This is a genomic window from Modestobacter sp. L9-4 (assembly GCF_019112525.1).
GTDB lineage: Bacteria > Actinomycetota > Actinomycetes > Mycobacteriales > Geodermatophilaceae > Modestobacter.
In genome coordinates this window covers 2,690,107-2,716,191 of the sequence record NZ_CP077800.1, presented here as the reverse complement: position 1 = coordinate 2,716,191, position 26,085 = coordinate 2,690,107, and the positions used below count along the sequence as shown (strand labels likewise).

General features: G+C 73.7%; 24 protein-coding genes and 1 tRNA gene. 16 read left to right on the top strand and 9 right to left on the bottom strand.

Annotated elements, in window-relative coordinates:
- Window positions 1-40: 40 nt before the first annotated feature.
- Window positions 41-763 carry a (2Fe-2S)-binding protein gene (locus KUM42_RS12755; protein WP_237492814.1) on the bottom strand — a complete coding sequence of 241 codons (723 nt, stop codon included), beginning with the start codon at window positions 761-763 and terminating at the stop codon, window positions 41-43.
- 123 nt (window positions 764-886) lie between these two features.
- Here KUM42_RS12755 and acs point away from each other — a divergent pair, with 123 nt between their 5' ends.
- The 4 genes from acs (at window position 887) to KUM42_RS12735 (ending at window position 5,418) form a co-directional block, all read left to right on the top strand.
- Window positions 887-2,875 (top strand): acetate--CoA ligase, encoded by a 1,989-nt coding sequence (acs, locus tag KUM42_RS12750; RefSeq protein ID WP_237492812.1) that lies wholly within the window; start codon window positions 887-889, stop codon window positions 2,873-2,875.
- A gap of 302 nt (window positions 2,876-3,177) precedes the next feature.
- Window positions 3,178-3,858 carry a helix-turn-helix domain-containing protein gene (locus KUM42_RS12745; protein WP_237492810.1) on the top strand — a complete coding sequence of 227 codons (681 nt, stop codon included), beginning with the start codon at window positions 3,178-3,180 and terminating at the stop codon, window positions 3,856-3,858.
- Between the two features lie 113 nt (window positions 3,859-3,971).
- A complete protein-coding gene (locus tag KUM42_RS12740) occupies window positions 3,972-4,475 on the top strand; it encodes a phage holin family protein (RefSeq protein ID WP_237492809.1) in 504 nt (167 codons plus the stop codon).
- Between the two features lie 13 nt (window positions 4,476-4,488).
- The gene (locus tag KUM42_RS12735) at window positions 4,489-5,418 is read left to right on the top strand and encodes an alpha/beta fold hydrolase (RefSeq protein ID WP_237492808.1); all 930 of its coding nucleotides are present in this window, start codon (window positions 4,489-4,491) and stop codon (window positions 5,416-5,418) included.
- A gap of 161 nt (window positions 5,419-5,579) precedes the next feature.
- On the opposite strand, the gene KUM42_RS12730 is transcribed toward KUM42_RS12735, so the two are convergent.
- Genes KUM42_RS12730 through nth form a run of 5 tightly spaced genes read right to left on the bottom strand, consistent with a single transcriptional unit; the run spans window position 5,580 to window position 9,470 of the window.
- Entirely contained in the window at window positions 5,580-6,761 is a 1,182-nt protein-coding gene (locus KUM42_RS12730; RefSeq protein WP_237492807.1) for a MarP family serine protease, read from the bottom strand.
- Between the two features lie 51 nt (window positions 6,762-6,812).
- Entirely contained in the window at window positions 6,813-7,301 is a 489-nt protein-coding gene (locus tag KUM42_RS12725) for a plastocyanin/azurin family copper-binding protein (RefSeq protein ID WP_237492805.1), read from the bottom strand.
- A complete protein-coding gene (locus tag KUM42_RS12720; RefSeq protein ID WP_237492803.1) occupies window positions 7,298-8,044 on the bottom strand; it encodes a CoA pyrophosphatase in 747 nt (248 codons plus the stop codon). Before KUM42_RS12720 ends, KUM42_RS12725 begins: the two co-directional genes overlap by 4 nt.
- Window positions 8,041-8,625, bottom strand: a complete 585-nt coding sequence (locus KUM42_RS12715) for a TlpA disulfide reductase family protein (RefSeq protein ID WP_237492801.1) — start codon at window positions 8,623-8,625, stop codon at window positions 8,041-8,043. Before KUM42_RS12715 ends, KUM42_RS12720 begins: the two co-directional genes overlap by 4 nt.
- Window positions 8,622-9,470 carry an endonuclease III gene (gene nth / locus KUM42_RS12710; RefSeq protein ID WP_237492799.1) on the bottom strand — a complete coding sequence of 283 codons (849 nt, stop codon included), beginning with the start codon at window positions 9,468-9,470 and terminating at the stop codon, window positions 8,622-8,624. The genes KUM42_RS12715 and nth overlap by 4 nt, the downstream gene beginning before the upstream one ends.
- A gap of 145 nt (window positions 9,471-9,615) precedes the next feature.
- Between nth and KUM42_RS12705 the strand changes: the two genes are divergently transcribed.
- Together KUM42_RS12705 and KUM42_RS12700 are read left to right on the top strand one after the other, a co-directional pair.
- On the top strand, window positions 9,616-9,918 hold the full coding sequence (locus tag KUM42_RS12705; RefSeq protein ID WP_237492797.1) for a hypothetical protein: 303 nt from the start codon (window positions 9,616-9,618) through the stop codon (window positions 9,916-9,918).
- 183 nt (window positions 9,919-10,101) lie between these two features.
- Entirely contained in the window at window positions 10,102-10,776 is a 675-nt protein-coding gene (locus tag KUM42_RS12700) for a Crp/Fnr family transcriptional regulator (protein ID WP_237492795.1), read from the top strand.
- A gap of 90 nt (window positions 10,777-10,866) precedes the next feature.
- On the opposite strand, the gene KUM42_RS12695 is transcribed toward KUM42_RS12700, so the two are convergent.
- Together KUM42_RS12695 and KUM42_RS12690 are read right to left on the bottom strand one after the other, a co-directional pair.
- Window positions 10,867-11,337, bottom strand: a complete 471-nt coding sequence (locus KUM42_RS12695; RefSeq protein ID WP_237492793.1) for a RidA family protein — start codon at window positions 11,335-11,337, stop codon at window positions 10,867-10,869.
- Window positions 11,337-11,510, bottom strand: coding sequence for a DUF4177 domain-containing protein (locus KUM42_RS12690; protein ID WP_237492791.1), 174 nt, complete (start codon window positions 11,508-11,510; stop codon window positions 11,337-11,339). Before KUM42_RS12690 ends, KUM42_RS12695 begins: the two co-directional genes overlap by 1 nt.
- Before the next feature lie 62 nt (window positions 11,511-11,572).
- Here KUM42_RS12690 and KUM42_RS12685 point away from each other — a divergent pair, with 62 nt between their 5' ends.
- The 5 genes from KUM42_RS12685 (at window position 11,573) to KUM42_RS12665 (ending at window position 19,947) form a co-directional block, all read left to right on the top strand.
- Window positions 11,573-12,568, top strand: a complete 996-nt coding sequence (locus KUM42_RS12685) for an ArsA-related P-loop ATPase (RefSeq protein WP_237492789.1) — start codon at window positions 11,573-11,575, stop codon at window positions 12,566-12,568.
- Window positions 12,565-13,779, top strand: coding sequence for an ArsA family ATPase (locus tag KUM42_RS12680; RefSeq protein ID WP_237492788.1), 1,215 nt, complete (start codon window positions 12,565-12,567; stop codon window positions 13,777-13,779). Before KUM42_RS12685 ends, KUM42_RS12680 begins: the two co-directional genes overlap by 4 nt.
- A gap of 163 nt (window positions 13,780-13,942) precedes the next feature.
- Entirely contained in the window at window positions 13,943-15,064 is a 1,122-nt protein-coding gene (locus KUM42_RS12675; RefSeq protein ID WP_237492787.1) for a fatty acid desaturase, read from the top strand.
- A 121-nt stretch (window positions 15,065-15,185) separates the two neighbouring features.
- Window positions 15,186-17,516 (top strand): transglycosylase domain-containing protein, encoded by a 2,331-nt coding sequence (locus tag KUM42_RS12670; RefSeq protein WP_237492785.1) that lies wholly within the window; start codon window positions 15,186-15,188, stop codon window positions 17,514-17,516.
- A gap of 130 nt (window positions 17,517-17,646) precedes the next feature.
- Window positions 17,647-19,947 carry a transglycosylase domain-containing protein gene (locus tag KUM42_RS12665; RefSeq protein WP_237492783.1) on the top strand — a complete coding sequence of 767 codons (2,301 nt, stop codon included), beginning with the start codon at window positions 17,647-17,649 and terminating at the stop codon, window positions 19,945-19,947.
- A gap of 109 nt (window positions 19,948-20,056) precedes the next feature.
- On the opposite strand, the gene KUM42_RS12660 is transcribed toward KUM42_RS12665, so the two are convergent.
- The gene (locus KUM42_RS12660; protein ID WP_237492782.1) at window positions 20,057-20,509 is read right to left on the bottom strand and encodes a GatB/YqeY domain-containing protein; all 453 of its coding nucleotides are present in this window, start codon (window positions 20,507-20,509) and stop codon (window positions 20,057-20,059) included.
- Between the two features lie 68 nt (window positions 20,510-20,577).
- Here KUM42_RS12660 and KUM42_RS12655 point away from each other — a divergent pair, with 68 nt between their 5' ends.
- The 5 genes from KUM42_RS12655 to KUM42_RS12635 all read left to right on the top strand — a co-directional run bounded on the left by KUM42_RS12655 (window position 20,578) and on the right by KUM42_RS12635 (window position 26,084).
- Window positions 20,578-21,486, top strand: coding sequence for a metallophosphoesterase (locus KUM42_RS12655; RefSeq protein WP_237492780.1), 909 nt, complete (start codon window positions 20,578-20,580; stop codon window positions 21,484-21,486).
- A gap of 114 nt (window positions 21,487-21,600) precedes the next feature.
- A tRNA-Pro gene (locus KUM42_RS12650) sits at window positions 21,601-21,674 on the top strand.
- 88 nt (window positions 21,675-21,762) lie between these two features.
- Entirely contained in the window at window positions 21,763-23,136 is a 1,374-nt protein-coding gene (locus KUM42_RS12645; RefSeq protein WP_237492776.1) for a hemolysin family protein, read from the top strand.
- 34 nt (window positions 23,137-23,170) lie between these two features.
- Window positions 23,171-24,274 (top strand): hemolysin family protein, encoded by a 1,104-nt coding sequence (locus KUM42_RS12640; RefSeq protein ID WP_237492774.1) that lies wholly within the window; start codon window positions 23,171-23,173, stop codon window positions 24,272-24,274.
- A 4-nt stretch (window positions 24,275-24,278) separates the two neighbouring features.
- On the top strand, window positions 24,279-26,084 hold the full coding sequence (locus KUM42_RS12635) for a prolyl oligopeptidase family serine peptidase (RefSeq protein ID WP_237492772.1): 1,806 nt from the start codon (window positions 24,279-24,281) through the stop codon (window positions 26,082-26,084).
- Window position 26,085 lies beyond the last annotated feature (1 nt).

Sequence of the window (26,085 nt, the reverse complement as noted above, 5' to 3'; positions counted from 1 at the left end):
CACCCGAGGGGCCCCGGTCGCCGCAGCGGCCGGGGCCCCGTCAGCGTGCGGCGACGTCCTCCAGCAGGACCTGGCGCTCGAACGGCGTCCGGTGCGGGCAGGAGGTGCAGCGCACCTCGTGCGGGACCCGGTCCAGGAGGCAGCACGACGCCCGCCGGGTGAACCGGGCGGTGCCCCCGGACGGCGCGGTCACGTCGACGTAGCGGGGCGTCGGCAGCTGCGGCCCGACCGCGGCGGCCAGCGGCCGGGCCAGTGCGGTGACCGCACCGACGTCACCGACCACCTGGCCCAGCGCCAGCAGCCGGTTGGCCAGCGAGTCGGTGGCGATCGCCCACAGCGGCCGCTCGCGCATCCCGCCCGCCTCGGCGACCGCCGTCACGACCGCGGCCAGCGACTCGCGCAGCTCCCCGGCGAGGTCGTCGCCGGAGCCGGCGGTGGCGGTCGCGGCGATCGGGGTGTGCCCGGCCAGCAGGTGCACGGACGTGTCGGCCAGCCGCGCGGAGAGCCGCACGCCGGTGACCAGCCCGGCGAGCACCGGGGTCAGCAGCACGCTGGAGGCCGAGTACCACCACAGCGTCGCCAGCACCCGGCGGTCGCGCGTGCGCTGCCGGCGGGCCCGGGCGGTGAGCACCTCTGCCGTCCAGGCCGGGTCGGCCAGCCGGGAGCCCGGGACGGCGACCGCGCCGGGCGGCGCGAGCAGGCCCAGCGCAGCAGCACCCGGGAGGCGGGCCACGACGCTCGCCTGGGCCCCGTCGGTGGTCACCGGCCCAGTCTGCCGTCCACCGCCGTGCGATCCGGCCTGACGGGAGGGTGACCGGGGCCATAGGTTGTCCCTCGAGGCAGCGCCGCCTCGAGGCGAGGCGGTGCCCGGACCCCGGAGGTGCGCGTGAGCGAGACGACCGACGAGCAGACCCCGTCCACCGAGCAGAGCCTGTCCAGTCGCGTCCCGGCCGAGGGCTTCCCCGTCCCAGCCGCCTTCGCCGCCACGGCCAACCTCGGACCGGAGGTCTACGAGCGGGCCGCCGCGGACCGGCTCGGCTTCTGGGCCGAGGCAGCCGGCCGGCTGGACTGGGCCGAGCCGTGGACCGAGGTCCTGGACTGGAGCAACCCGCCCTTCGCGAAGTGGTTCGTCGGCGGCACGCTCAACGTCGCGGTCAACTGCGTGGACCGGCACGTCGACGCGGGCCACGGCGACCAGGTCGCCTACCACTGGGTCGGCGAGCCCGGCGACACCCGCACGATCACCTACGCCCAGCTCAAGGACGAGGTGTGCCGCACCGCCAACGCCCTCACCTCGCTCGGCGTGACCGCCGGCGACCGGGTGGCGATCTACATGCCGATGATCCCGGAGACGGTCTTCGCGATGCTGGCGTGCGCCCGCATCGGCGCCGTCCACATGGTCGTCTTCGGCGGCTTCTCCCCCGACGCGCTGGCCAGCAGGATCACCGACGCCGGCGCGGAGGTCGTGATCACCGCCGACGGCGGCTACCGGCGCGGGGCACCGAGCGCGCTGAAGCCCAACGTCGACGAGGCACTGACCAGGACCAAGGGCGTGCGCAGCGTGCTCGTGGTCAAGCGCACCGAGCAGGACGTCGAGTGGACCGAAGGCCGCGACGTCTGGTGGCACGAGCTGGTCGCGAGCCAGTCCACCGAGCACGAGGCGCAGGCCTTCGACGCCGAGCACCCGCTCTACATCATGTACACGTCCGGGACGACGGCGAAGCCCAAGGGCATCCTGCACACCACCGGCGGCTACCTGACCCAGATCGCGTACACGCACTGGGCGACGTTCGACCTCAAGCCCGACACCGACGTCTTCTGGACCGCCGCCGACGTCGGCTGGGTCACCGGCCACAGCTACATCGTCTACGGCCCGCTGGCCAACCGGACGACGTCGGTGATGTACGAGGGGACGCCGGACTCCCCGCACCGCGGCCGCTGGTGGGACATCGTGCAGGAGTACGGCGTGACGATCCTGTACACCGCCCCTACCACGATCCGCACGTTCATGAAGTGGGGCGCGGAGATCCCGGCCGCCGCCGACCTGTCCTCGCTGCGGCTGCTCGGGTCGGTCGGTGAGCCGATCAACCCCGAGGCCTGGCTCTGGTACCACGAGCACATCGGCGGGGGCCGCTGCCCGATCGTGGACACCTGGTGGCAGACCGAGACCGGCGGCCACATGATCACCCCGCTGCCGGGCGCCACCTCGCTCAAGCCCGGCTCCGCTCAACGTGCGTTCCCCGGGATCGGGGCGGCCGTGGTCGACGAGGAGGGCAACCCGATCGCCCCCGGCGCCACCGGCTACCTGGTGCTCACCGAGCCGTGGCCGTCGATGCTGCGCACGATCTGGGGCGACGACGAGCGGTACAAGGACACCTACTGGAGCCGGTACGGCGAGGGCGTCTACTTCGCCGGCGACGGTGCCAAGCTCGACGAGGACGGCGACATCTGGCTGCTCGGCCGGGTCGACGACGTCATGAACGTCTCCGGGCACCGCATCTCCACCACCGAGGTGGAGTCCGCGCTGGTCAGCCACCCGACCGTGGCCGAGGCTGCGGTCGTGGGCGCGACCGACCCGACCACCGGCCAGGGCATCGTGGCGTTCGTGATCCTGCGCGGGGACGCCGTGGACTCCGGCGAGGACCTGGTGAAGGTGCTGCGCCAGCACGTGCGCAAGGAGATCGGCCCGATCGCCAGCCCGCGGCAGATCATGGTCGTCGCCGAGCTCCCCAAGACCCGCTCGGGCAAGATCATGCGCCGGCTGCTCCGGGACATCGCGGAGAACCGGGAGCTGGGCGACGTCTCGACGCTGACCGACTCCTCGGTGATGGACCTGATCAGCGCCAAGCTCCCCGCCACCACCAGCGAGGACTAGAGGCGACCCGGCTCCGGCGGCTCACTGCCTCCGGGGCCGGGCTGCCCGGCGCCAGCGCCCGTGTCCGCGGGCTGACAGCCCGGTCGCCTTGCTCGATGGGAGCGATGGCGCCTCGGTCGGGCGAGCGCTCCAAGGCTCCTCGTGCGCTGCCGTGACTGCACCTCTCCAGACGCTTGTGCTCTGCTCCCTCTCGGGGAGCAGAGCACAAGCGTCCTGAACCCGAGGTCGTCAGCGGCTGCCGCCTGTCCACAGCAACCCCCGGGAGGGCGACCGGCGCCGGTGCTGGGCGCGAGGATCGCCTCGTGGCCGACCGGGACCCTGCGGAGACGAGGCTGCTCAGCGCACTCCTCCGCCGCATCCGCCGCACCGCTGACGTCTCGCAGCGAGAGCTGGCTCAGCGCCTGGGCGTCAGTCCCACCGCCGTGGCGCAGGCCGAGACCGGCCACCGTGACCTGCCCGCCACGGTGGTGATGCGGGCGGCCAGGATCGCCGGCCTCCGGATCGCCCTCGTGGAGGAGAACGGTCAGGAGGCGCCTGGCATGAGGTCCGACACCGTGCGGGACAGCGGTGGCCGACGCTTCCCGGCCCACCTGGACACCCGGCACGGCGACCAGGACTGGTGGCACGGCAGCGAGCGGTACAGCCGGACGCGGCCCTGGTACACCTACGACCGCGACCGTGGAGCCCGGGACCGTCTCCGGGACGAGCTGGGTGCGCCGGCGGACCACCAGACCCCGCAGCCCGGTGACGGCCCGGAGGCCAGAGCGCGTGCTCGCCGGGACGCCGCTCGGGCGGCACGCGCCGCCGAGGACCGACGCTGGACCGAGGAGCGGTGGCGACGCGGCCTCCCGGACGCCTGGGCGCCGACGTGCACCTGCCCAGCCGGCTGCGACGACCTGCTGTTCGCCACCTCGCCGCTCACGGCCCGGGAGAACGCCGTCCCGCACGTGGACGACTGCCCGTGCCGGTGCGATGTGGCCTGAGAAGGCGAGATGCGCCACGAGCGGGTGATCCGGACCGGCGGGCGCGGCGATCATGCGGCACGATCACCGACAGGAACGCGTCGAACCCGGCGCAGATCAGAGAGGAGCCACCCGTGGCCCACAGTGTCTCGACGACCCCGCTGGCGGGTCGGCCCACGGGCCCGGCCGAGCCGTCGGTCGGCACGCTCGCCAAGAGCGCGATGGCCGACGTGTCCACGCTCATCCGCTCGGAGATCGAGCTGGCCAAGACCGAGCTGACCACCTCCGCCAAGCGCGGTGGCATCGGCGCGGCCGCCTTCGCCGCCGCCGGCGTCATGCTCGTCTTCGCCGCGGTCTTCTTCTTCATCGCGCTGGCCGAGTTCATCACCTGGCTGGGCCTGGAGCGCTGGATCTCCTACCTCATCGTCTTCGCGCTGCTGGTCCTCGTGGCCGCTGTCGTGGCCTTCATCGGCTACCGCCAGCTGAAGAAGATCCAGAAGCCGGAGAAGACGCTGGAGACCCTGCACGACCTGCCCGACCTGGCTCGCCGCGAGGCCCCCGGCCAGCGCCAGCACGACCTGCCGACCGTGCGCAACGGCCAGGTCGTCGTGGCCGACCCGCACGCTCCGCTGCGCTGACCAGCCAGCGACCGTGACCGACCCAGGGGCCGGGCAGCCCGACGCCACCAGCGTCCTGCTGCCCGGCCCCTGGGCGCACCGGGACGTGTCGGCCAACGGCGTCCGGCTGCACGCCGCCGAGGCCGGCACCGGACCGCTGGTCCTCCTGCTGCACGGCTTCCCACAGTTCTGGTGGACCTGGCGCCACCAGCTCACCGGGCTCGCCGACGCCGGGTTCCGCGTCGTGGCCCCCGACCTGCGCGGCTTCGGGGCCAGCGACAAGCCCCCGCGCGGCTACGACCTGCCCACCGCCGCCGCCGATGCCGCCGCCGTCGTCCGCGCACTGGGCGAGACCGAGGCCGTCGTCGTCGGCGCGGACTGGGGCGGCCTGGTGGCCTGGACGATGGCCGCACTGCACCCGCGCAGCGTCCGTCGGCTGGTCATCGTCTCCGCGGCCCACCCGCGGCGGCTGCGCTCCTCGATCACCGACCCCCGGCAGCGACGGGCGCTGGCCTACGCGCTGCGCTTCCAGCTGCCCCGGCTCCCTGAACGCCGACTCACCCGCGCCGACGACGACCCGGTGGCCGAGCTGATGCGCCGCTGGGCCGGGCACGAGTGGGCGACCACCACCGACTTCGCCGAGGCCGTCGACCGCTACCGCTCGGCCTCGCGCATCCCGCAGGCGGCCTACGGCGCCATGGAGTACTACCGCTGGGCCGGCCGCTCCCAGCTGCGCCCCGACGGCCTGCGCTACGCCCGCCGGATGGCCGCGCCGATCACCGCCCCGACCCTGCAGCTGCACGGCGCCGCCGACCCCTACGTGCTGCCCTCGACCGCCACCGGCTCCGGCCGCTACGTCGCCGGCGCCTACGAGTGGCGCGCCCTCCCCGGCATCGGCCACTTCCCGCACGAGGAGTCCCCCACCGAGGTCACGACCGCCATCGCCCGCTGGGCCGGCTCCTGACCTCGGTCCCGCAGCCCGGGCCGAGCCAGGGACCGTGACGTGCTGGAGCGGCCCTCGTGCAGGGTCCCGGCCCCAGCACAGCGAGGGTCGGGGGACGGCGCCGCTGCAGGGACCCGCGCCGAGCTCGCGGAGCGTGGGGGGCAGCGTGGTCCTCCCACCGCCTACTCGCAGGCGCCGGTGTCCACCTGCGTGCTCGAGCCGGCGCCGGTGGTCGCTGCCGTGGCGACCTCGGCCGCGGTGAGCGCGTACCCGGTGTCGGGGTCGTCGATGGCCGAGGCGAACACGACGCCGAGCACCGTGCCGTCGGGGGCGATCAGCGGGCCACCGGAGTTGCCGGCCCGCACCTGCCCGAACAGCGCGTAGACGTCGCGCTGCACGGTGCCGGTCGAGCGGAAGTCCGGGCCGCTGATCTCCCCGCGGTCCCGCACCCGCGCCGGCCCCACGTAGAACGGGCCACCACCCGGGTAGCCCATGATGATCGCGTCGGCCCCGGTGTCGACCGGCGCGGCGGAGAACGACAGCGGCACCTGCGGCAGCCCGGGGACGGCCAGCACCGCGATGTCGGTCTCCTCGTCGACGTACACCGGCACCGCGTCGTAGACCCGTCCCTCGGCGGTGACCTGCGGGGTGGTGACCCCGGCCAGCACGTGTGCGTTCGTCATCACCCGCTGGTCGGCGTAGACGAATCCCGAGCCGTCGATCTGCTTGGCGCAGGACGCCGCGATGCCCCGGATCTGCACGACCGACCCCTGCACCGACGCCACGACGGGGCTGGCCAGCAGCGCCTGGTCCGGCGCCGGCACCTGCCGGGCGTCGGTGGGGGTGAGCGGGTCGAGCACGTCGGGCAGGCCGTTGCGGTCGATGGCCTGGCGCAGCGAGTCGTAGAGCGAGCGCACCTGCGGCGGCACGGTGTGGTCGACGGCCTGCACCAGCGCCGACTGCCGCACCTGCCCGGCGACCCCGGGCAGCGGGGAGCTGGCCAGCGGCGTCGCCACCATCCAGGCCACCAGCAGGACGGCGGCGGCCGAGACCACCGCACCCGCGGCCGCGTCGACCATCTTGGCCGGCTCCCAGGTGACCCGCTTGCGCACCGCCCGGCCCACCATGCCGGCCAGCAGCTGCCCGAGCAGCGCCCCGGCGAGGACCACGACCAGCGCGACGAAGACGCGGGTGATCGAGGACGTCGCGAGCTCCTCCGACACCGGCCCGGACAGCTGGGCCCCGACGACCGCGCCGCCGAAGAAGCCGACGAAGGACGTCGCGGACACGATCACGCCCTGCCGGAACCCGGACAGCGCGAAGACCAGCGCCAGCACGATCAGGACCAGGTCGACGATCGACACCTCAGCCGGCCTCGGGCACGGACCCGGCCGGCGACACTCCCCCGCCGAGGGTCACGGGGCGCTCACCGTCATCGTGCCGACCTGGCCCAGTGCGACGTGGAAGCTGCACTCGAAGGGGTAGTCGCCCGGCGCGCCGGCGGTGAACTCGATGGTCTTGGTGTCACCGGGGCCGAGGAAGGCGATCTGCTCGGCGATGTCGGCAGGCCCCTTCCCCTTGGTGAAGAGGAAGTTGTGGGTCAGCTGCTTGGCGGTGTTGCGCACGGTCAGCCGGACCGGCCCGGGCGCGACGGTGAAGGCCGCCGGCGTGAACGCGTAGTCGTCGCCGGTCTCCAGGGTGATCTCCTGGACGCCGTCGGGCGCGGTCTGCACCGTGCCGGCGTCGGCGGAGGTGGCCCGGGTGACCTCGGGCAGCGTGGGCTCGGAGTTCGAGCAGCCGGTGAGCACCGCGAGCACCAGCGCGCCGCTCAGCACGGCTCCGGCCGGGCCCCGGCGCAGGGCGGTACGGCGCGTCGTCCGGGCACGGGCTGCAGCGGAGGTCATGGCCCCGGAACCGTACGCGCGGCGGCTGTGGACCCCGCGTCGTCGCCGTCCGTCGGCGCGCCGGACCCCGGCCCGCGGACACGCGCCGGCTCCGGGCCGCCGGCGGGCGTGGCGAGCGGGCGGACGTCGGTGGTGTCCCAGGGCCGGTCGAGCCCGGCCGCGGCCAGCACGGAGTCCAGCAGCGCCGCGGTGAAACCCCACACGACCATGCCGGCGACGCCGAACGCGGGGCCGACGTAGCCGGTGGAGATGCGCACCCGGAAGCGGTTGGCCGGGTCGACCAGCTCGGCCAGCGGCACCCGCGCGACCCGGGCCACCTCGTGCGGGTCGCCGGTGCTCACCTCGCGCGGGTCGTCCCACCAGCCGACGACGGGGACGACGAGGTTGTCCGAGTGACCGAGGAACAGCTCGGGCAGCACGGCGAGCACCCGGACGCCGTCGGGTGCGACCCCGGCCTCCTCGTGCGCCTCGCGCAGCGCCGTCCCGACCGGGAACTCGTCGCCGGGGTCCGCGCCGCCGCCGGGGAAGGCGGGCTGCCCGGCGTGGCTGCGCAGGTGCGGCGACTTCTCGATGAGCAGCACGTCGGGGCCGGCCGGGCCCTCGCCGAAGAGGATCAGCACCGCCGAGCGGCGGGCGGTGGCCGAGGGCCGCTCGGTGCGCAGCCGCGGCAGCCGGCCGGCGTTGGTGACCAGCCGCTGCACGTGCTCGGGCAGCCCGCTGAGGTCCGCGGCCGGCACGGTCACAGCTGCACCCCCAGGTGGGTGGCGACCAGCTCCTCGAACTCCTGCAGCGAGTGCACCGGGCCGACCTGGAAGTACGCCACCGAGCCGTCGGCGGCGATGAAGACGGTGTGCGGCAGGTTGTTCACGCCCATCCCGGTCATCACCTCGCCGTCGCCGTCGAAGGCGGAGGCGAACGTGGTCCCGGCGTCGGCGGCGAAGGAGGTCGCCTGCGGCATGCCGTCCTTGCTGGCGACGCCGATCACCCGCACCCGGTCGCCTGCGGCGTCCGCCAGCTGCTGGACCAGCGGCAGCTCCTCCCGGCAGGGCCCGCACCAGCTGGCCCAGAGGTTCAGCACGGTGGGCACCCCGGGCGCCCTGGTGAGGTCGAGCGTCCCGCCGCCGAGGCAGTCCAGGGAGACCGCCGGCAGGTCGCTGGCGGCGGCGGGGGTGTCCGGCTGCGCCGGGCACGGGGTGAGGTCGGTGGCCACGTCGGCGACCTGCTGGGCGGGCGGGTCGGCCTGCCCGTCGTCGGAGGTGCAGCCGGTGAGCAGCGCCAGCCCGACCGCCAGGACGGCGACCAGCGCGCGCGGGCCGCGGCTCACTCGGTGTCCGAGGCGGCCGGGGTCTTGACCAGCTTGGCGGCGACCTCGGGGTCCAGCGGGCCGATGCCGAACGAGGGGCACCAGGCCGCCAGCCCGCACGCCCCGCAGGCCGGCTTCTTGGCGTGGCACACGCGCCGGCCGTGGAAGATCACCCGGTGGGAGAAGTCGGTCCACTCCTTCTTCGGCATGATCTCCGCGATCTCGGTCTCGACCTTGACCGGGTCCTCCTCCGCGGTCCACCCGAAGCGGCGCACCAGCCGGCCGAAGTGGGTGTCGACGGTCAGCCCGGGGACGCCGAAGGCGTTGCCCAGCACCACGTTGGCGGTCTTCCGGCCGGCGCCGGGCAGCGTCACCAGGTCCTCCATCCGGCCGGGCACCACGCCGTCGAAGCGCTCGACCAGCGCCTGGCCGAGCCCGATGACGGAGTTCGCCTTGGCCCGGAAGAAGCCGGTGGGCTTGAGGATGGTCTCCAGCTCGTCGCGGTCGGCACCGGCGTAGGCGGCGGCGTCGGGGTACCGCGCGAACAGCGCGGGGGTCACCTTGTTCACCGTCTTGTCGGTGGTCTGCGCCGACAGGACGGTGGCCACCAGCAGCTCCAGCGGCGTGGTGAAGTCCAGCTCGCAGTGCGCGTCGGGGTGGATGACGGCCAGCTCGCGCGCCATCCGGCGGGCCCGGCGGGTGCGAGCCAGCTGGCTCTCCTGCGGGTCGTAGGGCGCGGCCCCCAGCCGGGCGACCGGGCCGGGCCGGCGCGCGCGGGCGGGCCGCGTGTAGACCGCCGGGTCGGCGGGGTGCGCTACAGCCGGGACAGCAGGTGGACTGGCGGGCGAGGGAGCGGGCCGGGACACGCGTCGAGGGTAGGCGTCGGGTCCGACGGTGCCCGCCCGTCATACTCGACGCGGGTGCGCGCTCCGGCGCGCGCCTGTCACCCGCACGACGACGCCGACCCTCCCGGGCCGCACCGCCCGGGACGCGCTACCCGAGGAGGTGCCCGTGGTCGCCCTCATCGTCATCCTGTTCCCGCCCCTGCTGATCGCCTTCCTGCTCGTCATGGAGCGGGTCGAGGAGCCGTTGCGGCGCCCGACCTCCCAGCGCGAGGTCGAGGACTTCCTCGGCACCGCCACGGACGCCGAGGTCAGCACGCTGGCCAACTCCGGCATCCGCCGGGCGATGACCCGCTGGCGGATCCGCCGCCGCAGCCGCCTCCGCACCACTCCGCGGCCGGTGCTCACCGAGCGCCACCACGCCGACCGCGCACCCGAGGAGTCCGACGACCGCGGTCGTCACTCCGCCTGACCCCACAGGGCGGCCACCGGGCATCCGGCGTCCTACCGGCGGGCATTTCGCGTCTCGATGTTCGCTTGCCACTCAGAGTGGGCAGTCCGGTGACGCAGTGCACTGGTGAGGCGGGCCACAGGCTCTAGACTCGACAGGACGCGGGTCGCCATCGCACCCGTGAGGACGTTGCGAGAGGTGAGCGTGGACGAGGTCCTTGCCCAGTCCGGTCTGTTCCAGGGGCTGTCGGAGGAGGCCGCCGAGCCCGTGGCCAGCGCCCTGGAGACGGTGACCCTCCCCCGCGGCCGGGTGGTCTTCAACGAGGGCGAGTCGGGCGACAGCCTCTATGTCGTCCTCTCCGGCAAGATCAAGCTGTCCCGGCGCGCGCCGGACGGCCGCGAGAACGTGCTGGCCGTCATGGGGCCCTCCGACCAGTTCGGTGAGCTCTCGGTGTTCGACCCGGGCCCGCGCACCGCGACCGCCACCGCCGTCACCGACGTGCGCCTGGCGAAGATGCCCAACCACATGCTGCGCCCGTGGATCACCGCGCACCCCGAGATCGGTGAGCAGCTGCTGCGCGTGCTGGCCCGCCGGCTGCGCCGCACCAACGACTCCGTGGCCGACCTGATCTTCACCGACGTCCCCGGCCGCGTGGCCAAGGCGCTGCTGCAGATGGCCGACCGCTTCGGCAGCCGCGAGAGCGACGGCCTGCGCGTCAAGCACGACCTGACCCAGGAGGAGCTCGCCCAGCTGGTGGGCGCCTCCCGCGAGACGGTGAACAAGGCGCTGGCCGACTTCGTGCACCGCGGCTGGATCCAGCTGCAGGGCAAGTCCGTCGTCGTCCTCGACGAGGAGCGGCTCCGCCGCCGCGCACGCTGAGCAACCCCCTCGCTGCCGCGAGGGGGTTGAACGCGAGAGGCCCAGGACCGACCAGGTCCTGGGCCTCTCGCGTTCAGACGTACCGGCGGTTCAGCGGAGCTCGACGGTGAGCTCGACCTCGACGGGGGCGTTCATGGGCAGCTCGGCGACGCCGAGGGCGGAGCGGGCGTGCTGCCCGGCCTCACCGAAGACCCGGCCGAGGAACTCGCTGGCGCCGTTGACCACGCGCGGCTGGCCGCTGAAGCCCTCGGCGCTGGCGACGTAGCCGACGACCCGGATGACCCGGGCGATCGAGTCCAGGCCGACCAGGTCGTCGATCGCGGCCAGGGCGTTGAGCGCGCACACCTTGGCGTCGGCGGCGGCGTCCTCGATGTCGACGGCGCCCCCGACCTTGCCGGTGCGCCGCAGGCCGCCGTCGACGAAGGGCAGCTGCCCGGAGGTGAAGACCAGCTGGCCGGTGCGGATGGCCGGCACGTAGGCGGCGACCGGGGCGGCGACCGGGGGCAGCCGGACGCCGAGCTCGGCGAGCCGGGCCGTCCAGGACGGGGCGGGAGCTGTCATCAGTTCGTGGGGCGCTTCAGGTAGGCGACCAGCTGGGTGCCGGAGTCGCCGCTGGGCAGCACCTGCACCAGCTCCCAGCCGTCGACGCCCCAGGAGTCCAGGATCGCCTTCGTGTTGTGGATCAGCAGCGGGATGGTGGCGTACTCCCAGGTACGGCGGGCCGGTTCGCTCATGCCGCGACGCTAGCGCAGCCTGCGGCGGGCCGGACCCGGCGACCGCTCGTACCCTCCTGGGGGTGACCTCCCAGCCGATGCCCGTGCGGTGCCACGTCGTGACCGGCAAGGGGGGCACCGGGAAGACGACGGTCGCCGCGGCGCTCGCGCTGTCCCTCGCCGCCGGCGGCCGGCAGGTGCTGCTGGTGGAGACCGAGGGGCGCCAGGGCATCGCCCAGCTCTTCGACACCGCGCCGCTGCCCTACGAGGAGCGCCGGGTGGCCGTCGCCCGCGGGGGCGGTGAGGTCAAGGCGCTCGCGATCGACGTCGAGGCGGCCTTCCTCGAGTACCTCGACATGTTCTACAACCTCAAGCGGGCCGGCTACGCGCTGCGGAAGATGGGCGCGGTCGACTTTGCCACCGCCATCGCCCCGGGCCTGCGCGACGTGCTGCTCACCGGCAAGATCAAGGAGGCGGTGACCCGCCGCGGCAAGGACGGCCGCCCGGTCTACGACGCCGTCGTGGTCGACGCCCCGCCGACGGGACGCATCTCCCGGTTCCTCAACGTCACCGGCGAGGTCGCCGGGCTGGCGCGGTCCGGCCCGATCAAGAGCCAGAGCGACGGCGTGATGGCCGTCTTCCGGTCGCCGCAGACCGCGGTGCACCTGGTCACCCTGCTGGAGGACATGCCCGTGCAGGAGACCGCCGACGCGATCGCCGAGCTCGACGCGCTGCGGCTGCCCGTGGGGTCGGTGATCGTCAACATGGCCACCGAGCCGCTGCTGCCCACCGCCACGCTGGCGTCCGCCGCCGCCGGGGAGCTGACCGGCGCCGACCTGCTGCCCGCGCTCACCGCGGCCCACCTGCCCGGCGGGGCGGCGATCGCCGACGGCCTGGTCGCCGAGGCCGTCGAGCACGCCCGCCGCTGGCAGGCCCAGGACGCGCTGCGCGGGGACGTCGAGGCGCTCGGCCGCCCGCTGGTCGAGCTGCCGCTGTCCACCGGCCCGATCGACCTGGGCGCCCTGTACGAGCTCGCCGACCGGCTCGGCAGCCACCTGCACACGGAGGTCGCCGCGTGACCGCGTCCCACCGCCCCGGGCCCGCACCGGCCCTGGACCTCGCCGCGCTGGTGTCGGACCCCGCGACCCGGATCATCGTCTGCTGCGGCTCCGGCGGCGTCGGCAAGACCACGACGTCGGCGGCGCTCGCCCTGGCCGCCGCGGAGGCCGGCCGCGAGGTCGTCGTCCTCACCATCGACCCGGCCCGCCGGCTGGCGCAGTCGCTCGGCCTGGTCGAGCTGGACAACGAGCCGCGACTGGTCGAGACACCCGGTGCCAGCGGTGAGCTGCACGCGATGATGCTGGACATGAAGCGGACGTTCGACGACGTCGTGTCCGCGCACGCGACGCCCGAGCGGGCGCAAGTGATCTTCGACAACCCCTTCTACCAGGCGCTGTCGTCCTCCTTCGGGGGCACGCAGGAGTACATGGCCATGGAGAAGCTGGGCCAGCTGCGCGCCAGCGAGCGCTGGGACCTCGTCATCGTCGACACCCCGCCGTCGCGCTCCGCGCTGGACTTCCTGGACGCCCCGAACCGGCTGTCCCGCTTCCTCGACGGCACGATGATCCGGCTGCTCACCGCCCCCGCGCGGGCCGGCGGCCGGGCCGGCGTCCGGCTGGTCGGGGCGGGCTTCGCGATCTTCAGCCGCATCATCAGCAAGATCCTGGGCGGCCAGCTGCTCAACGACATCTCCGCCTTCGTCTCCGCGCTGGACACGATGTTCGGCGGCTTCCGCGAGCGTGCCGATGCCACCTACCAGCTGCTCCGCCAGCCCGGGACGGCGTTCGTGGTGGTGGCCGCCCCGGAGCCGGACGCGCTGCGGGAGGCGTCCTACTTCGTCGACCGGCTCTCCACCGAGGGCATGCCGCTGGCCGGGCTGGTGATCAACCGGACCCACCCGCCAGCCACGATCGCGCTGTCGGCCACCCGCGCGGAGGCCGCGGCCGAGGCGGTCACCGAGGCCGGCGGCCCGGGCGCGGAGCTCGCCGCCGGGGCGCTGCGGGTGCACGCCGAGCGGATGACCGTGGCCACCCGGGAGCAGCGGCTGGCCGACCGGTTCAGCAGCGCGCACCCCGAGGTCGCGATCCGCACCGTGCCGGCCGCCGCCGGCGACGTGCACGACCTCGACGGCCTGCGGGTGATGGGCGAGGCGCTGCTCGCCGCCGAGGGCGACACCGGCACCGGGACCCCGCGCAGCCGCGTACTCCCGGTCCGTCCCCCGGCCGCCTGACCGCAGGCTCGGTCCAGCCGTCTCGGCGGGACGGCCGTGACGCACGGTGCAGGTGTGCACCCGCCGTCACCTGATCGTGTCCACCCGATCGGCGGTCCTCGACGGCGGTCGTGACGCACCGTTAGCGTCCGCCCGACTGTTCCGTCGGAGGGATGACACGTACATGAGCACTGCGCCGGAGATCGACGCACCGCCCGGCACCACCACCACCGCACCTGCCCCGCTGGGCCTGTTCGGGACCGGCACCGTGCCCGCGGCCGCGGACCTGCCGGTGGAGATCCCCGTCGACCTCACCGGCATGGACGCCGACGACCGCGCCCGCACGAAGGTGATCACCACCGCGATCCGGCAGCGCTCGCAGGAGCTGCGCCGCGACCACCCGGTGCTGCGGCACCAGGACGCCCTGGGCCTGACCGCGTTCTCCGTCGCCCTGCTCGGCTTCGTGGGCAGCGGCGCGCTGTACCTGACCGGCGTCCTGCCCTGGTACGTGACGGTGCTGCTGTCGGCGGCCTTCGCCGCGATCGGCCACGAGGTCGAGCACGACCTGATCCACGCCCTCTACTTCCGCCGCCGCAAGGCGGTGCGGTACGCGCTGCTCTACGCGGTCTGGGCGTTCCGGCCGTACACGATCAACCCGGTCTACCGGATCCGGCTGCACCTGCGGCACCACGCCTACTCGGGCCTGCCGGACGACATCGAGGAGGTGTCGATCACCAACGGCAAGCCGTGGGGGCTGGTGCGGCTGTACAGCCTGCTCGACCCCTACGTGCCGGCGATGATCCGCATCGTCGCCACCAAGCCGGTCGACGCCGAGGACGCGCTGTGGCGGCGCACCATCCTCAAGGCCAGCATCGGGCTCACCCCGGTCGCGATCACCATCTGGTACGGCTTCCTCGGCCTGCACGTGGCGTCGTGGCTGGGTGCAGCGGTGCCCGCCGGCCTGCTCCACGCCCTCACCGTGCTCACCGTCGTCTGGGTCGGCCCGAACGTGTGGCGCGGGTTCTGCCTGCACTTCATCAGCAGCAACATGCACTACCAGGGTGACGTCGAGCAGGGGAACGTCCTGCAGCAGACCCAGGTGTTCAACAAGTGGTACCTGGCGCCGTTCCAGGTGTTCTGCGCCAACTTCGGCAGCACGCACCCGATCCACCACTTCTACGTGGCCGACCCGTTCTACGTGCGGCAGCTGATGGAACGCGACATCCACCCGGTGCTCGCGGCCAACGGCGTCCGGTTCAACGACATGGGCACCTTCGCCCGCGCCAACCGGTACGCCAAGGACTGAGGCACGGCGGGGGCGCTCACGGCGGCGGTCCGTGAGCACTCCCGCCCCACCGTCCCCACGCGCACGCGCACACGCGTCGGCGCGTGCCCGTGCCCCTCCTGGGCCAGTACGTTGGCGGGCGATGTCCGAGTCAGCCCCCTCCCGTGTCGGCGCCCTGGCGAAGCTGATCGTCGTCCTGGTCGTAGCCGGCGGCCTGGTCGCCGCGATCCTGCTGCCCTTCGTCGGTGGAGCGGGGCTGATTGCCCGCAACTCGACCTCGCTGCTGGACGCCCTGCCGGTCGAGCTGACCGACAAGACCCCCACCGGCAGCACCAAGATCCTGGCCGCCGACGGCAGCCTGATCACCGAGTTCTACGAGAACAACCGGACGCCGGTGACGGCGGACCAGATCTCGCCGGTGATGAAGCGGGCCATCGTCGACATCGAGGACTCCCGCTTCTACGAGCACAAGGGCGTCGACGCCCAGGGCACGCTGCGCGCGCTGGCCAAGAACGTGGCCGCGGGCCGGACCGAGGAGGGTGGGTCGACCCTCACCCAGCAGCTGGTGAAGCAGACCCTGCTGCAGACCGCGTCCACGCCCCAGGAGGCGCAGGCCGCGACCGAGCAGTCGGCCGGCCGCAAGCTCAAGGAGGCGCGGCTCGCACTCGCCCTGGAGCAGACCTACTCCAAGGACGAGATCCTCACCCGGTACCTCAACATCGCCTACTTCGGGCACGGCGCCTACGGCATCGAGGCCGCCGCCCGCACCTACTTCAGCGTGGGCGCCGGTGAGCTGACCCTGCCGCAGGCCTCCGTGCTGGCCGGCCTGGTGCAGAGCCCGACGGACGACGACCCACTGCTCTACCCCGACGCCGCGCAGAAGCGCCGCAACCAGGTGCTGCAGCGCATGCACGACCTCGGCCACGGCGGCGGCCCGGCGGCCGACCAGCCGATGACCGACCAGGAGCTGACCGACCTCTCCGCCAGCCCCATCCCGACGGCCGAGGGCGTCCGCCCCCCGGACGGCTGCGCCAACGCCCTCATCGGCGGGTTCTTCTGCGACTACGTGCACACGCAGCTCAACGCACTGGGCCTGAGCGACACCGAGCTGGCCCGGGGCGGCTACACGGTGCAGACCACGCTGCGACCGGACCTGCAGCGGTCCGGTGATGCCGCGGTGGCCAACACCGTGCCCCTGGACAACGACCTGATCGGCGTCTTCGACGTCGTCGAGCCCGGCACCGGGCACGTGCTGGCGATGAGCGTCAACCGCCGTTTCGGCTGCGACGTGTCCGACCGCACCTGCGAGTCGGTGAACTTCGGCGTCCAGCCCAGCAAGGGCTCCGGCTCGACGTTCAAGATGTTCGTCGCGGCCGCCGCGCTCGAGGCGGGGATCCCGGCCAACCACGTGATCACCACGCCCGAGCCGTACACGTCGCGGGTCTTCCACACCGCGGGCGGCGACAAGGGCCCGTTCTACTCACTGGGCAACGTCGGCGACAACTACCCGCCGACGCTGACCATGGAGGAGGCGCTGTACCGCTCCTCCAACACGTACTTCCTCGCGCTCGAGGACGAGCTGGGCAGCGTCGAGCCGGTCGTGCGCATGGCCGAGCGGCTCGGGATGGACTTCAGCCGCCCCAACCAGCGGTCGGCGCAGTCCTGGATCGACGGCAAGTCCGGCTCGTTCCCCTACAGCCCCGAGCCGGTCAGCCCGCTGGACCTGGCGTCGGCCTACTCGACGATCGCCGCCAGTGGCGTGAAGTGCACACCCACCCCGCTCGTGTCGATCACCACCGCGGCCGGTCAGCCGGCCACCGGCGACGACGGGCAGCCGCTGGTGAAGGGCGACGCCTGCGGCCAGGTCATCGACCCGGGCATCGCCAACACCCTGAACCAGATGATGCGCAAGGACGTCGAGCCCGGCTTCGCGGGCACCGCCCACGACGCCTGGGTGCCCGGGCACCAGATCGCCGGCAAGACCGGCACGGTGCAGCACAACGACTCGGTGACCTTCGTCGGCTCCACGCCGGAGTACACCGGGGCGGTCATGGTCCTGCGCCCGAAGGGCATCGAGTCCGTCGGGGGCTTCGGCGGTGGCAAGCCGGCCGCCATCTGGCGCGAGGCGATGACGCCGGTCCTGGCCAACCAGCCGACGCGGGAGTTCCCGCCCGCGGACGACAAGTACGTGCTCGGCGACCGGGTCACCGTCCCCGCCTGCGGATCGCCGGACGAGTGCCAGGCCGTCCTGCAGCAGGCCGGGCTGCGTCCGGTCGTGACCCCCGTCGACAGCGGCCTGCCGGCCGGCAGCCTCGTCGGTCTCACCCCCGGCACCGGCAGCCAGGTCGCCCCCGCCGCAGTCGTCTCGGTCGCGGTCAGCAACGGGGTCGGTGCGGGCGCGCCCGCCGTCCTCCCGCCCCCGGACGGCGTCCAGCCGCCGCCGGACCTGAACGGCGACGGCATCCCCGGCTGACCCACCGCATGGCTCCCCGGTCCGCGGACCGGGGAGCCGTCGTCGTACACGGCGCGTCCGGTCACGACCCGCCGGACGGCGTGGTGCGCGAGCGGCGCGAGGGGCGTCGGGGCAGGTAACTTGGCCTGCGATGTCGAAGTCCGCAAGCTCCCGTGTCAGTGCCCTGGCGAAGCTGCTCGTGTCGGTGGTCGTGGCCGGTGGCCTCGTCGCCGCCGTCCTGCTGCCCTTCATCGGTGGAGCGGGCCTGGTGGCCCGCAACTCCACCTCCCTGCTCGACGCCCTGCCGGTCGAGCTGACCGACAAGACGCCGACCGGGAACACGAAGGTGCTGGCCGCCGACGGCAGCCTGATCACCCAGTTCTACGAGAACAACCGCACGCCGGTCACCCCGGACCAGATCTCGCCGGTGATGAAGCAGGCGATCGTCGACATCGAGGACTCCCGCTTCTACGAGCACAAGGGCGTCGACGCCCAGGGCACGCTGCGCGCGCTGGCCAAGAACGTGGCCGCCGGCGGCGTGGAGGAGGGCGGCTCGACGCTGACCCAGCAGCTGGTGAAGCAGACCCTGCTGCAGACCGCGACCACCGCCGAGGAGGCGAAGGCCGCCACCGAGCAGCAGGGCGTCGAGGGCGTGGGCCGCAAGCTCAAGGAGGCGCGGCTCGCACTCGCCCTGGAGCAGACCTACTCCAAGGACGAGATCCTCACCCGCTACCTGAACATCGCCTACTTCGGCCACGGCGCCTACGGCATCGAGGCCGCCGCGCAGACGTTCTTCAGCGTCAAGGCCGCCGACCTGACCCTCCCCCAGGCCTCCGTGCTGGCCGGCCTGGTGCAGAGCCCGACGAACGACGACCCGCTGGCCCACCCCGAGGCCGCGCAGAAGCGCCGCAACCAGGTGCTGACCCGGATGCACGAGCTCGGTCACATCAGCGACCAGGAGCTGGCCGACACCACGGCCGCCCCCATCCCGACGGCCGAGGGCGGCAGGCCCCCGAACGGCTGCGCCGGCGCGACCATCGGCGGCTACTTCTGCGACTACCTGCACACCTACCTGACCCAGACGTTGGGCCTCACCGACGACCAGCTCGCCAACGGCGGCTACACGATCCAGACCACGCTGCGCTCGGACCTGCAGCGGTCCGGCGACCAGTCGATCCGACAGCAGATGCCCACGGGCGGGACGTTCACGGGTGTCCTCACCGCGGTGCAGCCGGGGACCGGGCACGTCCTGGCGATGGCCTCCAACCGCCAGTTCGGGTGCCCGGACAGCGACGGGCCCCAGTGCGAGTCGGTGAACGCCAACGTGGTGGCGCAGGCAGGGACCGGGTCGACGTACAAGGTGTTCACGGCAGCCGCGGCACTCTCCGCGGGCTTCGGGGCCAAGTACTCGATCACCGCGCCGCAGCCCTACACCTCGAAGGTCTTCAAGGGCACCGACAAGGACGGCAAGTACGGGCCGCTGAAGGTGTTCAACGACGACCCGAACTACAAGGACACGTACGACATGACCTCGGGTCTCGTCGCGTCGTCCAACACGTACTACGTCGCCCTCGAGGACGCCATCGGCAGCGTGAAGCCGGTCGTGGAGACGGCGCAGGCGATGGGGATGCACTTCGACAACCCGGTGACGCAGCACCCGGCCGAGACGTGGATCAACGAGAACAACGGCACGTTCACCCTCGGGCCGGACGCCACCAGCCCACTGGACCTGGCCAACTCCTACGCCACCGTGGCGGCCAGCGGCACCCGCTGCGACCCGACCCCGCTGGTCTCGATCACCACCTACACCGGCCAGCCGGCCACCAAGGACGACGGCAGCCCCCTCTACGCCGGGGACAGCTGCACCCCGAACGCCATCACCCCCGGGGTCGCCGACACCCTCGTCAACATGATGGCCCAGGTGGTCTCCCCGGCCGGTACGGGTCGACGGGCACAGGTCCCCGGGCACGCCATCGCGGGCAAGACCGGCACCACCAACGACAACAAGACCGCCGCCTTCGCGGGCATGACGCCGGACTACTCCGCCGCGGTCCTGTACTTCGACCCGCTGGGCAAGGTCAACGTCGGCGGCGTCGGCGGTGGGATCCCCGGGCAGATCTGGCACGACGCCCTGGCCCCGATCCTGACCAACGAGCCCAACCACCCGTTCCCGCCGGCCGACCCGGCCGTGGCGGCGGGCACGAAGGGCCCCGGTCCGGGCGCCTACACGCGGCCTGCGCCCAGTGACGACCCCACGCCGCGGAGCCGACCGTCCTCGGGCAACCGGACCCGCACGCCTGCGCCCAGCTCCTCGGCACCGGCCCCGGCGCCGAGCGCTCCGGCCCCCGCGCCTGCGCCGGACCCGGCCCCGGCTCCGGCGCCTGACCCGGCTCCGGCGCCTGCTCCGGAGGCGCCGCCGGCCGACAGCGTCCAGCCCCCGCCCACCAACTGACGCCCTGAACACACGACGGCCCCCGGTCAGCTGACCGGGGGGCCGTCGTGCGTCCGACCCCTCGCCGCAGCCGCCGCGAGTGCGCGAGCGGTGGGGCGAGGGGGCTCCCTCAGCCGAGCTGGCGGCGCACCTCGGCGGCGACCCGACCGCCCTCGGCCCGGCCGGCGACCTTGCCGGTGACCGCGCCCATCACCTTGCCCATGTCCTTCATCCCGGTCGCCCCGGTCGTGGTGATCACGTCGGCGACCAGCGCGGTCAGGTCGGCGTCCTCCAGCTGGGCGGGCAGGTAGGCGGCGACGACGCCCTCCTCGGCGCGCTCCCGCTCGGCCTGCTCGGCGCGGCCGGCCCCGCCGAAGGCCTCGGCGGCCTCCCGGCGCTTCTTCGCCTCCCGGCGCAGGACGGCCTGCACCTCCTCGTCGGACAGCTCGCGGGCCTCCTTGCCGGACACCTCCTCGGCGGTCACGGCGGAGAGCACCATGCGCAGGGTCGCGGTGGTCAGCTCGTCGCGGCCCTTCATGGCGGTGGTCAGGTCGGTACGCAGTCGGTCCTTCAGCTCGCTCACGTCCCGCAGCCTGCCACCTCACCCGGCAGTGGGACGACGGAGTTCCCGCACCGCCCTACGCTGCGGGCATGCGTGCCACCACCGCCGTCCCCGCTGCCGTGCTGGCCACCGGCGCCGCCACGGTGGCCTACGCGAGCCTGGTCGAGCGCACCCGCTGGACGCTGCGCCGCTTCGACGTGCCGGTGCTGCCGCCGGGCTCGGCGCCGCTGCGGGTGCTGCAGCTGTCGGACCTGCACATGACCGCGGGGCAGACCGGCAAGCAGGAGTGGGTGGCCGGGCTGGCCGCGCTCGAGCCCGACCTGGTGGTCACCACCGGTGACAACCTGGCCGGCACGGACGCCGTCCCGCCGACGCTGCGCGCACTCGAGCCGCTGCTGGACCTCCCCGGCGCGTTCGTGCTGGCCAGCAACGACTACTACGCCCCCGTGCCGAAGAACCCGCTCAAGTACTTCAAGCGGGACCACAAGAGGGTGCACGGCGCGGAACTGCCCTGGCGCGAGCTGCGCGACGGGATGACCGGCCGCGGCTGGCTGGACCTGACCAACACCACCGGCTGGCTCACCGTGGCCGGCGTCCGGATCGCCTTCGCCGGGGTCGACGACCCGCACCTGAAGCTGGACCGGTACGAGGACGTCGCCGGACCGGCCGACCCCGACGCCGACGTCCGGCTCGGGCTGGTGCACTCCCCCGAACCGAGGGTGCTCGACCGGTTCGCCGCCGACGGCTACGACCTGCTGCTGTGCGGCCACACCCACGGCGGCCAGCTGCGGGTGCCCTTCTACGGCGCGCTGGTCACCAACTGCGGCATCGACCGGCAGCACGTGCGCTGGCTGCACCGCTGGGCGCCGCCCTCGGTGGCGCACCCGGCCGGCACCTGGCTGCACGTCTCGGCCGGACTGGGCACCAGCCCCTACGCCCCCTACCGGCTCGCCTGCCCGCCGGAGGCCACCCTGCTGACCCTCACCGCCCGCGCGTAGCCGGAGGACCCCTCCTCCGAGCTCCGTCGAGGGACGAGGAGGACGGCGCCCCTCGACTGGCACCGGGCCCCTGCGAGGGGGCGAGGGGCATCGGTTACAGTTGTCGACGCACCTCGGGGTGTGGCGCAGCTTGGTAGCGCGCGTCGTTCGGGACGACGAGGCCGCAGGTTCAAATCCTGTCACCCCGACCCTCCACTCAGGGACCGCCCTCGGGCGGTCCCTGAGTCGTTCACGGCACAGTTTCCGCACAGTGGCCAGCGGGCACAGTCGCCGCTGATGACCGAATGGCTGCTCCTCCTCGCGGCCGTGCTGTTGACCGCGCTCACCGGGTTCTTCGTCGCGGCCGAGTTCTCCTTCACCTCCGTCGACCGCGGCCAGGCCGAACGCGCCGCCGCGGCCGGCGACAAGGGCGCCGACGGCGTGCTGCGTGCGCTGCGCGGGCTGTCCACCGAGCTGTCGGCCGCCCAGCTGGGCATCACGCTGACCACGCTGATCGTCGGCTTCCTGGCCGAGCCGGCGCTCGGCGGGCTGATCGAGCCGGTGCTGGAGGCCATCGGGCTGCCCGAGGGCGCCACCGCGCCGATCGCCGTCGTGCTCGGCATCGCGCTGGCCACCTTCCTGCAGATGATCCTGGGCGAGCTGGGCCCCAAGAACCTGGCCATCGCCAAGCCGCTGGGCACCGCGATCGTGGTCGCCCCGGGCATGCGGGCGTTCGCGAAGGTCACCGGCCCGGTCGTGCGCGCCCTGCAGGCACTGGCCAACGCGATCGTCCGCCGGCTCGGCTTCGAGCCCAAGGAGGAGCTCGACGACACCCGCGGTGCCGAGGAGCTGGCCGCGGTCGCCCGCCGCTCGGCCGAGGAGGGCGACCTGTCCCCCGTCGCCGCCCGACTGCTGGGGCGCTCGCTGGGCCTGCGTGACAAGTTCGCCACCGACGTGATGACCCCGCGCACCCGGCTGTGGACGCTCAGCTCCTCGGCCACCGCCGCCGACGTCATCGACGCCGCCATCCGCTCGGGCAACTCCCGCTTCCCCGTCTACGGCGCCGACCTCGACGAGGTCACCGGCGTCGTGCACGTGAAGAACGCGGTCGCCGTCCCGGAGGAGCAGCGCCTGCAGCGCACCGCCGGGGAACTGGCCGCCCCGGTGCTCGCCGTCCCGTCGTCCCTGCGCCTGGACCCCCTGCTGGACCTGCTCCGCGAGCAGGGCCTGCAGCTGGCCCTGGTCGTCGACGAGTGGGGCGCCACGCACGGGATCGTGACCCTGGAGGACATCGTCGAGGAGCTGGTCGGGGAGATCACCGACGAGACCGACCGCCCGCTGCGCCAGCTGCGCCGGGACGGCGAGGACTGGGTGCTCTCCGGGCTGCTGCGTCCCGACGAGGTGCGCGAGCGCACCGGCATCGTCGTCCCCGAGGGCCGGTACGAGACCGTCGCCGGCTTCGTCGTCGAGCGGCTGCGGCACATGCCCGAGGTCGGGGACGAGACCTCGGTGGAGGGCTGGCGGTTCACCGTCGCCGAGCTCGACGGCCGGCGACTGTCCCGGCTGCGTGCCACCCCGGTGCCCGTTGAGGACGACCCCGACCTCACCGACGAGTCCCGGCAGTCCGGCGCGACCGTGGTCCACCCCGAGCGCGAGGTGGCACAGGCGTGAACATCGCCGAACGGCTCGTCGCGGAGGCGACATCATGAGCACCGTCGTGAGCCTGCTGGTCCTCGTCGCCCTGCTGCTCGGCAACGCCTTCTTCGTCGCCTCGGAGTTCGCCCTGGTGTCGGCCCGGGCCGACCAGATCGAACCGCGCGCCGAGGCCGGCTCGGTGCGGGCGCAGAAGACGCTCGCGGCGATGCGCAACGTGTCGCAGATGATGGCCGGCGCCCAGCTGGGCATCACCCTGTGCTCGCTGGGCCTGGGAGCGGTCGGCGAGCCGGCCGTCGCGCACCTGATCGAGCCGGTGCTGCACGCCCTCCACGTGCCGGAGGGCCTGCTGCACCCGATCGCCCTGGTGATCGCCCTGTCGCTGGTCACCGTGCTGCACATGGTGCTGGGCGAGATGGTGCCCAAGAACATCACCATCGCCGGTCCGACGAACGCCGCGATCGTGCTGGGCCCACCGCTGGCGCTCATGGTGCGGGTGCTCAAGCCGTTCATCTGGTTCTTCAACGTCGTGGCCAACGCCTTCGTGCGGCTCTTCGGCGTCACCCCGACCGACGAGATCGCGGCCAGCTTCGACCGCACGGAGATCCAGTCGATGATCACCCAGTCCCGCAAGGAGGGGCTGCTGGGCAGCGAGGTCAGCGAGCTGGCCGCCGGTGCGCTCACCTTCGAGCAGCACGACGTCGGCTCGGTCCTCCTGCCGGTCGACTCGCTCATCACGGTGCCGCGCAGCTCGACGCCGCGGCAGCTGGAGGCCGTCGTGGCCGAGCACGGCTACAGCCGCTACCCGATGCGCGACGCCGACGGTGAGCTGACCGGGTACGTGCACGTCAAGGACATCCTGGGCTCCGGCCCGAGCATGCGGGACCACGCGGTGCCCGACCAGGCGGTCAAGGCGTTCGTGGAGATCACCCCGACCGAGCCGCTGCCCGAGGTGCTGCAGGAGATGCGCCGCTCGGGGTCGCACCTGGGCCGGGTGGTCGAGCACGGCCGCACGATCGGCCTGGTCGCCCTGGAGGACGTGCTGGAGCAGCTCATCGGTGACGTCCGCAGTGCCGACGTCGTCCCCCCGGCCAGGCCGGCGGCGACGGCCGGGAAGACCGCAGCGCAGGCAGGGGCCGGCGCCGGGGGAAGATGACGGGGTGACCGTCGACCCCGCCCAGCCAGTCCCCGCACTGCCCGCGGACGTCACCGCCCGGTGGCAGGCCCGGTTCCGCGCGCCGCGGGTCAGCCTGCCGGACTGGGCCGAGGACGCCCCGCAGCGCAACCTCTACTCCTCCGACGTCAGCGGCGTCGTCGAGCAGTACGTCTGGGACCGCGACACCGACGTCCACCGGCAGGTCACCGACCGGGCCAACGGCACCCTCGCCGCCACGCTCACCCCCGACGGCGACACCATCTGGTGGTTCGCCGACACCGACGGCGACGAGTTCGGCGTCTGGATGACCCAGCCCTTCGCCGGCGGCCCCGACACCGTCGCGCTGCCCGAGGTGGGCCCGGCCTACCCGGCCGGCCTGGAGCTCGGCCGCCGGTACCTGGCCGTGGGCCGCTCCACCGACGACGGGAGCGAGCTGTGGCTGGGCCCGGTGGGCGGCAGCCCCGCGGTGTTCTACACGACCCCGGACACCGCCGGCGTCGACGCGCTGTCCCGCGACGACGAGCTGCTGGTCTTCTCCCACTCCGAGCACGGCGACCCCCGCTACCCCGCGCTCCGGGTGCTGCGCACCGCCGACCTGTCGCTGGTGGCCGACAAGTGGGACGGCGAGGGCCGCGGCCTGCACGCCCTCAGCTTCTCCCCCGTCGAGGGCGACCAGCGCCTGCTGGTCGGCCACGAGCGCCGCGGCCGCGAGGAGCTGCTGATCTGGGACGTCGCCAGCGGCGAGGAGACCGAGCTGGTGCTCGACCTGCCCGGCGACGTGAGCGCCGGCTGGTACCCCGACGGCTCGGCGCTGCTGGTCGGCCACGACCACGCCGCCCGCAGCGAGCTGTACCGCTACGACCTGGCCTCCGGCACGCTGGAGCAGCTGGAGACCCCGCGCGGCGTCGTCCGCGGCGCCACCGCCCGCCCCGACGGCACGGTCGAGCTGGCCTGGTCCTCTGCCGAGCGGCCGCCGGTCATCCGCCGCGCCGACGGGCCGGTCGTGCTGGCCGCCCCCGGCGAGGAGCCGCCGGCCGCCTACCCGGTCGAGGACCGCTGGGTGCCCGGTCCCGGTGGCGACGTGCACGCCCTGCTGGTGCGCCCGGCCGGCACCGCGCCGTACGCGACCGCGTTCCTGGTGCACGGCGGCCCGGAGTCCCAGGACGACGACTCCTACCGCGCCCGGCGGGCGGCCTACGTCGACGCCGGCTACGCGGTGGTGCACGTGAACTACCGCGGCTCGACCGGCTACGGCAGCGAGTGGCGCGACGCGCTCACGGGCCGCCCCGGTCTCACCGAGCTCGAGGACGTCGCGGCGGTGTACGACGCGCTGGTGGCCGAGGGCGTCGTCGACCCGGCCCGCACCCTGCTCACCGGCGGCTCGTGGGGCGGCTTCCTCACCCTGCTGGGCCTGGGCACGCAGCCGGAGCGCTGGACGGCGGGCATCGCCGAGGTCCCGGTGGCCGACTACCTGGCCGCCTACGAGGACGAGATGGAGGGCCTGCGGGCCTACGACCGGGCGCTGTTCGGCGGGTCGCCGGCCGAGGTGCACGACGTCTACGTGCGGAGCTCGCCGATCACCTACGTCGACGCGGTGACCGCACCGGTGCTGGTGGTGGCCGGGGCGAACGACCCGCGGTGCCCGATCCGGCAGATCGACAACTACCTGGCCGCCCTCGACGAGCGGGGCGCCCCCCACGAGGTCTACCGCTTCGACGCCGGGCACGGGTCGCTGGTGATCGCCGAGACGATCCGCCAGGTCGAGGTGGCGCTGTCCTTCGCGCTGCGGCACGTGCCGCCGGCCGGCTGAC

What these genes read in the sequence shown, in the direction of transcription:
- KUM42_RS12725 (WP_237492805.1), bottom strand. Translation starts at nt 7,301, where the DNA reads ATGACCTCCGCTGCAGCCCGTGCCCGGACGACGCGCCGTACCGCCCTG.
- KUM42_RS12645 (WP_237492776.1), top strand. Translation starts at nt 21,763, where the DNA reads ATGACCGAATGGCTGCTCCTCCTCGCGGCCGTGCTGTTGACCGCGCTC.
- KUM42_RS12665 (WP_237492783.1), top strand. Translation starts at nt 17,647, where the DNA reads ATGTCGAAGTCCGCAAGCTCCCGTGTCAGTGCCCTGGCGAAGCTGCTC.
- KUM42_RS12690 (WP_237492791.1), bottom strand. Translation starts at nt 11,510, where the DNA reads ATGAGCGAACCGGCCCGCCGTACCTGGGAGTACGCCACCATCCCGCTG.
- KUM42_RS12695 (WP_237492793.1), bottom strand. Translation starts at nt 11,337, where the DNA reads ATGACAGCTCCCGCCCCGTCCTGGACGGCCCGGCTCGCCGAGCTCGGC.
- KUM42_RS12640 (WP_237492774.1), top strand. Translation starts at nt 23,171, where the DNA reads ATGAGCACCGTCGTGAGCCTGCTGGTCCTCGTCGCCCTGCTGCTCGGC.
- KUM42_RS12670 (WP_237492785.1), top strand. Translation starts at nt 15,186, where the DNA reads ATGTCCGAGTCAGCCCCCTCCCGTGTCGGCGCCCTGGCGAAGCTGATC.
- KUM42_RS12655 (WP_237492780.1), top strand. Translation starts at nt 20,578, where the DNA reads ATGCGTGCCACCACCGCCGTCCCCGCTGCCGTGCTGGCCACCGGCGCC.
- KUM42_RS12675 (WP_237492787.1), top strand. Translation starts at nt 13,943, where the DNA reads ATGAGCACTGCGCCGGAGATCGACGCACCGCCCGGCACCACCACCACC.